The organism is Variovorax flavidus (genome assembly GCF_030317145.1).
GTDB lineage: Bacteria > Pseudomonadota > Gammaproteobacteria > Burkholderiales > Burkholderiaceae_C > Variovorax > Variovorax flavidus.
Map to the genome: position 1 here is coordinate 362,019 of NZ_JASZYE010000002.1, position 12,480 is coordinate 374,498.

The 12,480-nt window shown below is 65.6% G+C and carries 13 protein-coding genes; 10 read left to right on the top strand and 3 right to left on the bottom strand.

Annotated features, from left to right (window positions below; translation table 11 throughout):
- The first annotated feature begins 58 nt into the window (after positions 1 to 58).
- Both QTH90_RS12335 and QTH90_RS12340 read left to right on the top strand, forming a co-directional pair.
- Positions 59 to 2,986: a DNA topoisomerase III gene (locus tag QTH90_RS12335; RefSeq protein WP_286664838.1), complete on the top strand. Its 2,928-nt coding sequence runs from the start codon at positions 59 to 61 to the stop codon at positions 2,984 to 2,986.
- Between the two features lie 17 nt (positions 2,987 to 3,003).
- A complete protein-coding gene (locus QTH90_RS12340; protein WP_286664839.1) occupies positions 3,004 to 3,183 on the top strand; it encodes a hypothetical protein in 180 nt (59 codons plus the stop codon).
- On the opposite strand, the gene QTH90_RS12345 is transcribed toward QTH90_RS12340, so the two are convergent.
- Positions 3,180 to 4,061, bottom strand: a complete 882-nt coding sequence (locus tag QTH90_RS12345) for a gamma-glutamyl-gamma-aminobutyrate hydrolase family protein (protein WP_286664840.1) — start codon at positions 4,059 to 4,061, stop codon at positions 3,180 to 3,182. The two genes, QTH90_RS12340 and QTH90_RS12345, sit on opposite strands and share 4 nt — an antisense overlap.
- A 175-nt stretch (positions 4,062 to 4,236) precedes the next feature.
- Between QTH90_RS12345 and QTH90_RS12350 the strand changes: the two genes are divergently transcribed.
- From QTH90_RS12350 to QTH90_RS12360, 3 genes are all read left to right on the top strand, one after another.
- Positions 4,237 to 5,292 carry a sugar phosphate isomerase/epimerase family protein gene (locus tag QTH90_RS12350; protein WP_286664841.1) on the top strand — a complete coding sequence of 352 codons (1,056 nt, stop codon included), beginning with the start codon at positions 4,237 to 4,239 and terminating at the stop codon, positions 5,290 to 5,292.
- Between the two features lie 115 nt (positions 5,293 to 5,407).
- Positions 5,408 to 6,721 (top strand): DUF6402 family protein, encoded by a 1,314-nt coding sequence (locus QTH90_RS12355; protein WP_286664842.1) that lies wholly within the window; start codon positions 5,408 to 5,410, stop codon positions 6,719 to 6,721.
- On the top strand, positions 6,718 to 7,224 hold the full coding sequence (locus QTH90_RS12360; protein WP_286664843.1) for a hypothetical protein: 507 nt from the start codon (positions 6,718 to 6,720) through the stop codon (positions 7,222 to 7,224). The genes QTH90_RS12355 and QTH90_RS12360 overlap by 4 nt, the downstream gene beginning before the upstream one ends.
- Before the next feature lie 24 nt (positions 7,225 to 7,248).
- Here the strand turns inward: QTH90_RS12360 and QTH90_RS12365 are convergent, their stop codons facing one another.
- Positions 7,249 to 8,334: a S1C family serine protease gene (locus tag QTH90_RS12365; protein ID WP_286664844.1), complete on the bottom strand. Its 1,086-nt coding sequence runs from the start codon at positions 8,332 to 8,334 to the stop codon at positions 7,249 to 7,251.
- Between the two features lie 86 nt (positions 8,335 to 8,420).
- Complete coding sequence (locus QTH90_RS12370; protein WP_286664845.1) at positions 8,421 to 9,371, bottom strand: DMT family transporter; 951 nt, start codon at positions 9,369 to 9,371, stop codon at positions 8,421 to 8,423.
- Positions 9,372 to 9,879: 508 nt separating this feature from the next.
- Between QTH90_RS12370 and QTH90_RS12375 the strand changes: the two genes are divergently transcribed.
- The 5 genes from QTH90_RS12375 (at position 9,880) to QTH90_RS12395 (ending at position 12,474) form a co-directional block, all read left to right on the top strand.
- Positions 9,880 to 10,122, top strand: a complete 243-nt coding sequence (locus QTH90_RS12375; protein ID WP_286665407.1) for a hypothetical protein — start codon at positions 9,880 to 9,882, stop codon at positions 10,120 to 10,122.
- A gap of 54 nt (positions 10,123 to 10,176) precedes the next feature.
- Positions 10,177 to 10,449 carry a translation initiation factor IF-1 gene (gene infA, locus QTH90_RS12380; protein WP_286519699.1) on the top strand — a complete coding sequence of 91 codons (273 nt, stop codon included), beginning with the start codon at positions 10,177 to 10,179 and terminating at the stop codon, positions 10,447 to 10,449.
- 8 nt (positions 10,450 to 10,457) lie between these two features.
- Positions 10,458 to 11,852 (top strand): ATP-dependent RNA helicase DbpA, encoded by a 1,395-nt coding sequence (gene dbpA / locus QTH90_RS12385; RefSeq protein ID WP_286664846.1) that lies wholly within the window; start codon positions 10,458 to 10,460, stop codon positions 11,850 to 11,852.
- A gap of 34 nt (positions 11,853 to 11,886) precedes the next feature.
- Complete coding sequence (locus QTH90_RS12390; RefSeq protein WP_286572777.1) at positions 11,887 to 12,057, top strand: hypothetical protein; 171 nt, start codon at positions 11,887 to 11,889, stop codon at positions 12,055 to 12,057.
- A 93-nt stretch (positions 12,058 to 12,150) separates the two neighbouring features.
- Positions 12,151 to 12,474: a hypothetical protein gene (locus QTH90_RS12395; protein ID WP_286664847.1), complete on the top strand. Its 324-nt coding sequence runs from the start codon at positions 12,151 to 12,153 to the stop codon at positions 12,472 to 12,474.
- Positions 12,475 to 12,480 lie beyond the last annotated feature (6 nt).

Below are 12,480 nucleotides of genomic sequence, written 5' to 3' on the forward strand. Positions count from 1 at the left end.
GGCCCGTGGCCCGGCCTCGGCGATGGTGGGTGAACAGAATTTTTAGGATGACATGTCAATGAAGACTTTGGTGATTGCAGAGAAGCCGTCGGTGGCGCAGGACATCGTCCGGGCGCTCACGCCCGTGGCCGGCAAGTTCGACAAGCACGAAGAACACTTCGAGAACGAAAAGTACGTCGTGACCAGCGCTGTCGGTCATCTGGTGGAGATCCAGGCACCCGAGGAGTTCGACGTCAAGCGCGGCAAGTGGAGCTTCGCCAACCTGCCGGTGATCCCGCCGCGCTTCGACCTCAAGCCGGTCGACAAGACCAAGACGCGCCTGAACGCGGTCGTGAAGCAGGCCAAGCGCAAGGACGTGACCCAGCTCGTGAACGCCTGCGACGCGGGCCGCGAGGGTGAGCTGATCTTCCGCCTGATCGAGCAATACGCCGGCGGCAAGTCGCCGCTGGGCAAGCCGGTCAAGCGCCTGTGGCTGCAATCGATGACGCCGCAGGCGATCCGCGACGGCTTCGACCAGTTGCGCAGCGAGCAGCAGATGCAGGGCCTGGCCGACGCCGCGCGCTCGCGTTCGGAGGCCGACTGGCTGGTCGGCATCAACGGCACGCGCGCCATGACGGCGTTCAATTCGCGCGATGGCGGCTTCTTCCTGACCACCGTGGGCCGGGTGCAGACGCCGACGCTCTCGGTCGTGGTCGAGCGCGAGGAGAAAATCCGCAAGTTCGTGAGCCGCGACTATTGGGAAGTGCACGGCAGCTTCCTGGCCGAGGCCGGCGAGTACCCCGGCAAGTGGTTCGACCCGACCTGGAAGAAGCCGCCGCCCGGCCCCGACGGCGTGGCCGACCCCGAGCAGCGCGCCGACCGCGTCTGGAACGAGCGCGAAGCCCGCGAGATCGCCGAAGCCGCGCGCGGCAAGACCGCCACGGTCACCGAGGAGAGCAAGCCCACCACGCAGGCATCGCCGCTGCTGTTCGACCTGACCTCGCTGCAACGCGAGGCCAACGGCCGATTCGGCTTCAGCGCCAAGACCACGCTGGCGCTGGCGCAGAGCCTGTATGAACGCCACAAGGCGCTGACCTACCCGCGGACCGACTCGCGCGCCCTGCCCGAGGACTACCTGCCGGTCGTCAAGCAGACCATGGGCATGCTCGCCGACAGCGGCATGAAGCACCTCGCGCCCTTCGCGCAGCAGGCCATCGACGGCAACTACGTGAAGCCCTCGAAGCGCATCTTCGACAACGCCAAGGTCAGCGATCACTTTGCGATCATCCCGACCCTGCAGGCGCCGAGCGGCCTGTCCGACGCCGAGCAGAAGCTCTACGACTTCGTGGTGCGCCGCTTCATGTCGGTGTTCTTCCCGAGCGCCGAATACCAGGTGACCACGCGCATCAGCACGGTCGAGCACGCCGGCAAGAAATACCCGTTCCGCACCGACGGCAAGGTGCTCGTCAAGCCGGGCTGGCTCGCCATCTACGGCAAGGAAGCCCAGGACGACGAGAAGGAAGACGACAAGGACGGCAAGCGCCTCGTGCCGGTGAAGCCCGGCGAGAGGGTGAAGGTCGAATTCGTCGATCCCAAGGGCCTGAAGACCCGCCCGCCCGCGCGCTATTCGGAAGCCACCTTGCTCGGCGCGATGGAAGGCGCGGGCAAGACCATCGACGACGACGAACTGCGCGAGGCGATGCAGGAGAAGGGCCTCGGCACCCCCGCCACCCGCGCGGCCATCATCGAAGGCCTTCTGGCCGAGAAATACATGCACCGCGAAGGCCGGGAACTGATTCCGACCGCCAAGGCCTTCCAGCTCATGACGCTGCTGCGCGGCCTCGGCGTGGAGGAGCTCTCGAAGGCGGAGCTCACCGGTGAATGGGAATACAAGCTCGCGCAGATGGAGCACGGCAAGCTCAGCCGCGAAGCCTTCATGCGCGAGATCGCCGAGATGACGGAGCACATCGTCAAGAAGGCCAAGGAATACGACCGCGACACCGTGCCCGGCGACTACGCCACGCTCACGACGCCATGCCCCAACTGCGGCGGCGTGGTGAAGGAAAACTACCGCCGCTACTCCTGCACCGGCAAGCCGGGCCAGGAGCCCTGCGGCTTCTCGTTCGGCAAGTCGCCCGCGGGCCGCACCTTCGAAGTGGCGGAAGCGGAGCAGTTGCTGCGCGACAAGCACATCGGGCCGCTGGAGGGTTTCCGCTCCAAGGCCGGCTGGCCCTTCACCTCGGAGATCGTCCTCAAGTTCGACGAGGAGGCCAACAACTGGAAGCTGGAGTTCGACTTCGGCGACGACAAGAACGCCGAGACCGGCGAGATCGTCGACTTCGCCGGCCAGGAATCGCTCGGCCCGTGCCCGAAATGCGCCGCGCGCGTGTTCGAGTACGGCAGCAACTACGTCTGCGAGAAGTCGGTGCCGACCGAGGCGCAGCCCACGCCGAGCTGCGACTTCAAGACCGGCAAGATCATCCTGCAGCAACCGGTGGATCGCGCACAGGTCGAGAAGCTGCTCGCCACCGGCAAGACCGACCTGCTCGACAAGTTCGTCTCGATGCGCACGCGCCGGGCGTTCAAGGCCTTCCTGGCCTGGAACAAGGAAGAGGGCAAGGTCGCCTTCGAGTTCGAGCCCCGGACCAGCAAGTTCCCGCCGCGCAAGACCTTCACCAAGGCCGCACCGGCGGCGGCGAAGAAGACCGCGGCGAAGGCACCCGCAGCCAAGAAGGTTGCGGCCAAGAAGGCAGCCGCCCCCAAGGCACCGCGCAAGCCCGGCGCCGGGCTCAAGCCCAGCGACGCGCTGGCCGCGGTGATCGGCGCGGAGCCCGTGCCGCGCACCGAGGTCATCAAGAAGCTGTGGGACTACATCAAGGCCAACGGCCTGCAGGATGCGGCCAACAAGCGCGCCATCAACGCCGACGCCAAGCTGAAGCCGGTGTTCGGCAAGGACCAGGTGACGATGTTCGAGCTGGCCGGCATCGTCGGCAAGCATCTCGGCTGAAGAGACAGGAGATTCGCATGATCAAGCAGTTCTTCGCCATCTCGTTCGCCGCAGCCCTCTGCCTGCTCGCCGGCTGCGCCGCGCCGGGCGCCAGCAGCGGCTCGGCCTCCAGCGGCAGCACTGGCAGCAGCGGCATCACCGTATTCGGCACGATCGACGCCGGCGTCAGCGGCTACAAGAACCAGAGCAGCCGCTAGTTCATCAGCAGCGCCTGCCGCAGCAGCCGCGCCGCGCGGTTCCGGATGCGTCCGGGCGCGCTGCGCAACGGGCCCCGAGGGCTGACCTTGGCCGTCGCGCAAGCCCAGAGGAAGTCCTGCAGGATGGCCGTGTCGTCGACCGTGTCGGTGGCGCCGTACTGATGGAACTCGGGGTGCCACTGGGTGGCGGCGATGTAGCTGCGGCCGCGGTCGGGTCGGCGCCGGATGGCCTCGGCCACGTGGTCGGGGATGCTCCAGGCCTCCACCTCGAAACCGGGCGCGAGATCCTTCACGCCCTGGTGATGGATGCTGTTGACGCGCGCGGTCTCCATGCCCGGGTAGAGGTGCGACAGCCGTGATCCTGGCGTGACGCGGATCTCATGGAAGTTCTGGTCGTAGGTGACCGGGTCGCGGTGCCGCTGTGCGTTGGGGTGCTGCGCCTCGATGTCCTGGTACAGCGTGCCGCCGAAGGCCACGTTGATCAGTTGCAGGCCGCGGCAGACGCCGAAGATGGGCTTGCCGGCCTGCTCGAAGGCCTCCACCAGTGCGAGGTCGTAGAGGTCGCGGATGCGGTCGCCGATCCACGCGTCCTTGAGCGGCACCTCGCCGTAGCTGCCGGGCCAGACGTCGGCGCCGCCGTGCATCACGACACCGTCGAGCCACTCGGCGTAGTGCGAGAGCTTGGTGTCGCCGCGCGCCGTTTCGCCGGTCGGGCAGGGGACCATCACCACCATCGCGCCGGCCGACATGAGCCAGTGGGCGATCGACTGCTCCACGTACTGCAGCGTCTTGTTGGTGAACAAGGAGCGCGCGGGGTCGGCGTGGGAGAAGCAGGCAGACAAGCCGATCTTCAGACGCCCGGAAACCGTTTGTGACATCGCATTCGGGGCGCCGACCTGTGCCGCTTCGCCCTCGGTTGACAGAGCACCCATTGTGAAACGTTCCGGCGCAATACGCATACGCCGCGGGGCTTCGCGGCCTGTCGGACGACGCCTCGCGTTGCGTCGACGCAAATCAGTGCATCATTTGCGCCGATTGACCAGGAGACAAGCGATGAAGACGATCAAGGGGCCGGCCATTTTTCTGGCCCAGTTCACCGGCGACACCGCGCCGTTCAACTCGCTCGACAGCATCGCCGGCTGGGCGGCGGGCCTCGGCTACAAGGGCGTGCAGATCCCGAGCTGGGACAGCCGCATCTTCGATCTCCAGAAGGCTGCCGAGAGCAGGACCTACTGCGACGAGGTCAAGGGCACGCTCGCGAAGCACGGCCTCGAGATCACCGAGCTGTCGACGCATCTTCAAGGCCAGCTGGTGGCGGTGCACCCGGCCTACGACGCCGGCTTCGATGGCTTCGCCGCGGCCGAAGTCCGCAACGACCCGGTGAAGCGCCAGAAGTGGGCGGTCGAGCAACTGCACTACGCCGCGCAGGCTTCCGCCAACCTCGGCCTCACGGCCCACGCCACCTTCTCCGGTGCGCTGGCGTGGCCGTACCTCTATTCCTGGCCGCCGCGTCCACCGGGCCTCATCGAGGAAGCCTTCGACGAACTCGCGCGGCGCTGGAAGCCGATCCTCGATCGCTTCGACGAGGTCGGCGTCGACGTCTGCTACGAGATCCACCCGGGCGAGGACCTGCACGACGGCGTGACCTACGAGATGTTCCTCGACCGCGTGAACAACCATCCGCGCGCCTGCCTGCTCTACGACCCGAGCCACTTCGTGTTGCAGCAGCTCAACTACCTCGACTACATCGACCACTATCACGAGCGCATCAAGATCTTTCACGTGAAGGACGCCGAGTTCAACCCGACCGGCAAGCAGGGCGTCTACGGCGGCTTCCAGTCGTGGCTGAACCGGGCAGGGCGCTTCCGCTCGCTGGGCGACGGGCAGGTGGACTTCGGCGCGATCTTCTCGAAGATGGCGGCCTACGACTTCCCGGGCTGGGCGGTGCTGGAGTGGGAGTGCTGCATCAAGCATCCCGAGGATGGCGCGCGTGAAGGCGCGGAGTTCATTGCGCAGCACATCATCCGCGTGGCGGACCGGGCGTTTGATGACTTCGCAGGTGGCGGGGTCAATACGGCCGCCAACAAGAAGATGCTCGGTATCACCTGAGTCGCTGGTCCAAACGGGCTCTCTCGCATCGGACTGCTCCTAGAGACTGACATTCCCGCTTCCGCTCCACTTGGGACGCGTCAATCGCGACGACCAAGGAATGGAGCAAGCAGGGATGAGTGGAGAGAGCTACACGGAAGTCGGCCGCTACGAGTTCGCGCCGAACGGCAAGGTGATCCTGAGCAAGTCGGACACGCCGATCACCTACTACAAGACGAACTGGCTGCTGTGGACCTGGGTCGCGTGCGCGGCCTCGGACAAGAAGGGCTGCGCGGCGCTGGAGCGTGCCGCCTTGTCGATGAACCGGGCGCCACCGCCCTTGCGCGGCCAGCCGAAGCCTCCACCGCCGCCGCCCAAGACGCGGGAGCAGCTTCGGCTCGAGAGAGACCAGAAGTTCGTTCGCAACCTTCTCACGGCCGCAGATGCAGTTCATCACTGGTGGACGAAGCCCACGCCATCCCTGCTGCCGCCGAGACAGCCCAAGCCGGCGACGGCGGCCGAGCGGCCCATCCCGCCCTTCGATATCCAGGAGATTCCCGACGTGATGGACAGGACCAAGCGGCCCGTGTCGGCCAGGATGATGCGGCATTGGTTTGCGGGGGAGTCCAACTACTCGCGGACGAAGGAAGACGTGACCCATGCGATCGATCACAACGGGAAGCCCTTTGCGCCGAGCATGATTGATCAAAGCATCATCAAGCTCGACTGGGTGTTGGGATTCCCTCGGGCCAAGCGGAAGTACGACGAACTGATCGGGAACGGAATATTCGCAAGAGAAGCGGAAGTCTTGATCCGAGCAGCTTTGTTGCGGTTCTTTCGAAACGGCTTGCCGACGACTCGGTATCGCGGGGACTCCATGGCGGAGTCCGGCGGCAACGTTCATCTCCTGCATCCCGCCTTCCAATTCCAGCGGGCGCCGGTCGACGAAGGCTGGTCCGACAAGTTCGCCCTGTTGCACAAGGCCAAGTACGGCATCGCCATGGGGCCTGATGACCTGACCGGCGCTCTTGGCACCTTCTCCATTTATGCGGCGATCGGCGATTTCGTCGTGGACCGCAGCCACATCGCCACGGTGGAGTCCATCTATGTCTACGTGAAGGATTCGTACTCGTTCCTGGACCCCGAAGAGGGATCCATTCCGATTCACGTGGCCGCCGCCCTGGGTGCCTCCCAATACCTCGGCCACTGGAATCGGGACGGCGTCTACCTCGCGCCATTGCCGTTTCAGGGCGAAAGCCCGGTGCTGCGGGCCATCAGCAAGCCGCTGGTGGATATCAGCAAGAGCATCTACGAGAAGGGCGCCGTGATGTACCCGGTGACGAACAAGAGCTTTCGCGATTGGCGCACGCGGCACGGCCAGGGAGGCGACTTCATCGCCTATTCGGATGTGAAGAAGGTCTGGACGCGATCGATCAAGGTGAAGCTGTGACCGCGATTCCGTTCGAGTTGTTCGGCGAGCAGTACTACCTGCGGCAGGGGTTCTGGATGTTGTGCCTTCCCGTGCTCGCGTGGCTGCTCCTCATGTCGCCCTGGACGGTCCTCAAACACGCAGAAGGCCGCATGGAGCGCGCTATCGCGCGTGCAAAGAAGATCGGTCGATTACTGGTGCTGACTGGCGCTCTCTACATCGCCCAAGGCATGCTGGACCGCGCTTTCGCGGCGAAATGCTCCGTCCGGAGCTGGTCGCCCGATGGCCTGTACGCGCTGGAAATCTGCCTCATGGGAGGTTCGGTGGATTTCGACATCGAAGGGCTTGTGCGCCTGCGCTCGACAAAGGACGGCGCCCTCCTGGCCGAGGACGAGTTTCACGACCCGTCCTTCACCAACATCTTCTGGGATGACAAACAGGTGATTGTGGGCGCCAGCAGTGGGGCGGCATTCATCGACTTGCCCCCCACATGGCTCGACCGCCTCCGCGCCAAACTGCCCTGATCGACGAACATCAGGAGGCAAGCTCTAGATTCCCTGCGGCTTCCTCAACGTCTGCATCCGATCCACCGCATGCACCTTGATCTTGCGCACCTCCGACCCCTGCTGCACGGTCAGTTCCACATCCGCATCGGCGTCCGGCCGCTTCCACAGCTGCTTGTAGAAAGCCTCCAGCGTCGTCACCTGGATGCCGTCGATTTCCAGCACCACGTCGCCGGGCTGCAGGCCGGCTTCGAGCGCCGGTCCGGAGCGGTCGACCCGCACGATCTCGACGTGGCCGCCGCGCTCCGACGATGACAGGCCGAGCCACGGCCGCACGCTCGCGCGCGTCCTGCCCGTGGACTGCATCTCCGCGAGCACCGGGCGCAGCAGGTCCACCGGCACGAACATGTTGCCGGGCAGGGTGCGCTCTGGTCCGGCGGCTTCCAGCACGAACAGGCTGCCGATCCCGAGCAATTCGCCATTGGCATTGAAGAGCGACGCGCCGCTGTGATTGGCGACCGGCGGGCTGGTAAAGATCGCCGCCTCGATGTGATATTCCCAGTAGCCAGAGAAGGGACGCGAGCCAACCAGCCGCGTGAAACCCACCTCCGTGCCGCCGCTGCTGCCCGACGCAACGAGCAGGGGCTGCCCCACCGTCAATGTGGATACGCCAGCCAGCGGAACCGGCTCGATGCCCCGCAGCGGCACCAGCGGGCGCACCAGCCCGAACCCGGTCGCGAGGTCATAGGCCACCTGCCGTGCGGGCAGGATGCGTTCGTCCTGGGTGACGACCTCGATGGTTTCGGCTTCGAGCAGCAGGTAGCCGATGGTGAGGATCAGCCCGTCGGCACCGATCACCACGCCCGAGCCCGAGCGCCGCTGGCCCAGGCTGTCGGCCGATGTCGCGCCTTCGGTTGCCGTGACGTTGAGTGCGACGACCGCATCCCCCGCGCGCTTGAGCGCCCGGATCTGCGCGTTGGAGGCCGCGCTGTCCGGCGCATTGGTCGCCGGCGAGACCGGAAAGCTCAGGAGCAATGCGCCGCCAGCGAGCAATGCGCCGACCCAGCGGGCGAGCGCGCATGACAACCAGCCGGCCCGCGAAGATCGAACAGGTGATCCTTGAACTTGCATGGCCGCGCTCCTTGGAACGATGGTCCCCCATGGTGCGCCGCAAGCCCGCGGCTCGCAAGTCCGCTTCTTGCGCGGCGATGCCCAGCCTATTGCGGCTTGAGCGCGGGCCGCGCGACAGGCGCCTCGTCCCGGGTCACCAGCCAGATGCCCGCGCAGACCAGCAGCAGCGCGAGGCCGTTCTTCCACTCCAGGAAACTCTCGTTCAGGAAGAGCGCCGACAGCAAGGTGCCGAAGACCGGCACCATGAAATTGAAGACGGCAACCATGCTCACGCGGTTGTACTTGAGCAGGGTGGTCCACAGCGAGAAGGCGGCGGACGAGAGCACGACCAGATAGCCCAGCAAGGCCAGCGCAGCGGGCGTCGGGCTGCCGAGCGTTCCGCCCATCGCGAAGCCGATCACCAACAGCGCCGCGCCGCCGATCGCCAGCTGGTAGCCCGTGAGCACCACCGAGTCGATCCGCTGCGAGAGCTTCTTGCCGTAGATGCTGGCCGCGGACAGCACCAGCGCCGCCATCACCACCGAGCCCTCGCCGAGCAGCGTGAAGTCGAACTGCATCAGGCCGCTGCCGAAGTTCACCACCATCACGCCGACAAAGCCCACCAGGCAGCCCAGCACCTTGTTGAAGCTGAGCCGGTCGTTGTGATAAATGAAGTGCGCCAGCAGCACGCTGAAGAAGGTGCCGGTGGCATTCATGATCGAACTCTTCACGCCCGTGGTGTGCGCGAGGCCGAGATAGAAGAACAGATATTGCAGGCTGGTCTGCGTGAGGCCCAGCAAGGTGACCTGGCCCATGGTGCGCCGGTCGAAAGGAAAGACGTTCTTCCGGCCGGCCGCCGCAACCCCCAGCAGCACCAGCCCCGCGAACAGGAAGCGATAGCCCGCAAAGACCAGCTGCGACGGGATGTCGCCCGGCGCGATGTGGAACAGCGCATAGCCGTTCTTGATCGCGGGATAGGCACTGCCCCACAGCAGGCAGCAGAGCGAAGCGAGAAGAAAGACGACCTTGCGGTCGGTGAAGAAGGCACGGCTGTTCATGGGCGTGCTCCCGTGGCCTCGTGGCTGGCTCTCCGTCCGGACGGTTCATTCATCGTTGTTCTCCCCTCGAAACGCGTTTTGCCGGTCATGTTGTCGTACAACAAACCCGCAATTATCGAGGAAACAACGATGTTGTATGACAACCGTTGCCGGAGCGCCAACGGTGGCGATTCCGACACAGTGGGCCGATGCCCGCCGCTGTCACGGGACTGAAATAGCAACTGTCGTGCCAGATCGGTTAGAATCTGGGGTTCGTTTCGATACCACGACGAAGCACTTCGTCACCTCGCCGGCTGGCCTGGAATTTCCAGGCCCTTTCATTCCAAGCCGGCTCATACAGTGTGTTGGAGCGCCAGACCCGGCGCCCATGATTGCCACCACTGCCTTCGTACTTGTTGAAGCGAACAGCGCGCTGTCCGCTCCGGTGGGCGCCTTTTTCCGGCCGGCCTGCGCTCGTTTTTTCAATTATTTTCAGCGTTTCGCGGCGTCGCGGAGCGCAAGGCTTTTCATGGACATCATTCAACACACAGTGGGCAAGTACCTTGTCTCACCGCTCATCAAGGATCTGGACGACGGCCGCTTTTCGGCTTCAGTGTCGATCCGTTCCGGCCGCGGCAGCGGCACGCACGACCGCGTCATGCGCTTCACGCCGCGTTTCGGCAGCCATGCCGCCGCGGTGCGCTACGCCGTCGAGCAGGGCCTGGGCTGGGTGCGCGAGCGCACGGCCCCGCCCGCGCATTGCCCCGCTTGAACAGCCACCCCGATTTCCTATCCAATCACGACAACCATTTTCAAAAGGTAATTCATGCCCAAGGAAGAACTGATCGAAATGAACGGCGCAGTGACCGAAGTCCTGCCTGACTCGCGCTACCGCGTGACGCTCGACAACGGCCACCAGCTCATCGCCTATAGCGGCGGCAAGATGCGCAAGCACCACATCCGCATCCTGGCCGGCGACAAGGTGTCGCTGGAGCTGTCGCCCTACGACCTGACCAAAGGCCGCATCACGTTCCGCCACCTGGAACGCCGTGGTCCCCCGCCCGTGAACAGCGGCGGCAACAACTCGCAGCGCCGCTGACCCTCGCAGTGACCGGTCCCGCCACCGACTTCGCCTCGCTGCCGCTTTCGCCACAGACGCTGGCGAACCTGACGCAGCTCGGCTATCTGCAGATGACGCCGATCCAGGCGGCCAGCCTGCCCGTGGCGCTGCTCGGCAAGGACCTCATCGCGCAGGCCAAGACGGGCAGCGGCAAGACCGCCGCCTTTGCCCTGGCGCTGCTGGCCAACCTCAATCCGCGTCGCTTCGCGGTGCAGGCCATGGTGCTCTGCCCCACGCGCGAACTCGCCGACCAGGTGACCACGGAAATCCGCCGTCTCGCGCGGGCCGAGGAAAACATCAAGGTCGTCACGCTCTGCGGCGGTGTCGCATTGCGCGGCCAGCTCGCCAGCCTGGAGCATGGCGCGCACATCGTGGTCGGCACGCCGGGCCGCATCATGGACCACCTCGACCGCGGCAGCCTCGTCCTCGAGGCGCTCAACACGCTGGTGCTCGACGAAGCCGACCGCATGCTCGACATGGGCTTCTTCGACGACATCGCCAAGGTCGCGCGGCTGTGCCCCAAGGAGCGCCAGACGCTGCTGTTCTCGGCCACCTACCCCGAAGGCATCGCCAAGCTCAGCGCGCAGTTCATGAAGAGCCCGCAGCAGATCACGGTGCAGGCCCAGCATGACGGCGCCAAGATCCGCCAGCGCTGGTACGAGGTGAAGGACAGCGAGCGGCTCCACACCGTGAGCCTGCTGCTGAACCACTTCCGCCCGTCCAGCACGCTCGCCTTCTGCAACACCAAGCAGCAGTGCCGCGATCTGGTCCAGGTGCTGCAGTCGCAGGGCTTCAGCGCGCTGGCGCTCTTCGGCGAGCTCGAACAGCGCGAGCGCGACCAGGTGCTGGTGCAGTTCGCGAACCGCAGCTGCTCCGTGCTGGTCGCCACCGACGTGGCGGCGCGCGGGCTCGACATTGCCCAGCTCGAGGCGGTGATCAACGTCGACGTGACGCCCGACCCCGAGATCCACATCCACCGCATCGGCCGCACCGGCCGCGGCGATGCCGAGGGCCTGGCGCTGAGCCTCGCCAGCATGGACGAGATGGGCAGCGTCGGAAAGATCGAGCAGCTGCAAGGCCGCGAATCCGAATGGCACCCCGTCAGCGAACTCGCCGGCGACCCGACCCCGATGCAGCCGCCGATGGCCACGCTGCAGATCGTCGGCGGCCGCAAGGAGAAGATCCGAGCCGGCGATGTGCTGGGTGCACTGACCGGCGAGGCCGGCTTCACCAAGGAGCAGGTCGGCAAGATCAACGTCAACGAGTTCTCCACTTACGTGGCGGTCGACCGGCGCATTGCGCGCGAGGCCGTGCGCAAGCTTTCCACCGGCCGCGTCAAGGGCAAGACCGTCAAAGTGCGGCTGCTCGACGATGTGGCTTAATTACGTCCTTCGATTTCTTTTTACCGAGCTTTCCATGCCCAAGAAAATCCGCACCGAGGCAGACCGCATTGCCACCCCCCGCCCCGTTCCTGTCGCCGGCTACAACGTTCCCAAGACGGGCGGCGGCCAGAAGGTCAGCCTGGAGCGCGGCACCGCGACCCGCAGCAAGAAGAACCCCGGCAAGCGGGCCAAGAAGGGCGGCTGATCGCATCCGTGGCGCCCAGCGCCTTGTGAGCCTCGGCTCCCGATAAAACGCGCCTCCGGGCGCGTTTTTCATTTGCACCCTTTTCCTGCCACCATGTCCGACGACTACCAGATCGACATCCCGCCTTCGTTCTTCGCGGTGTTCACCGATGCGAGGCAGCGCCTGAGCGAGCCGATCGGCGTCGTGCGCGAGCGCTACGAAGTCTGCGAGGACCTCGCCAACCATCTGGTGCAGCACGCACAGATCCTGCACCACGTGGAAGTGCCGTCCGAGGACGAGATCCTGCGGCGGATCCTCGCGGGCCTGGAATCGCCTGATGCAGGCGTGTCGGCGGCCGAAGCGCAGTGGATCGTGCGCCGGCTGGCCGAGCTGCTCGGCTGGGCCTGCCCGCCGCTCGGCGACGAATCCGTCGCCTGAGCGCGC